The sequence below is a fragment of the Chryseobacterium sp. SIMBA_038 genome (assembly GCF_046535115.1).
Taxonomy (GTDB): domain Bacteria; phylum Bacteroidota; class Bacteroidia; order Flavobacteriales; family Weeksellaceae; genus Chryseobacterium.
On record NZ_JAWRXH010000249.1, the window covers coordinates 1 to 261 of the forward strand.

A 261-nucleotide genomic window follows, 5' to 3' on the forward strand; every position below is an offset into this window, starting at 1 on the left:
GTACGTTTACAAATTCGGTAATCCACCTTTGGATGAGAATGGGAATAAGGACTTGTACATCTTGGTCGTAACGGTTTTCAAGGAATGGTGGTACGTTCTTATTTATGTACTTTCCATGATTGCCCTATGCTACCACCTAATTCACGGAATACACAGTGCTGTAAGAACACTTGGGCTATACCATCCTAAGTTTGTAAAATGGTTCAAAACCATTGGGATTGCTTATTCAATCATCATCAGTTTAGGTTTTGCACTGATGCC

At 39.5% G+C, this 261-nt stretch carries 1 pseudogene; it reads left to right on the plus strand.

Annotation, left to right across the window (positions count from 1 at the left end):
* Positions 1–261: pseudogene (locus SB689_RS23440) on the plus strand (succinate dehydrogenase); the annotation flags it as partial.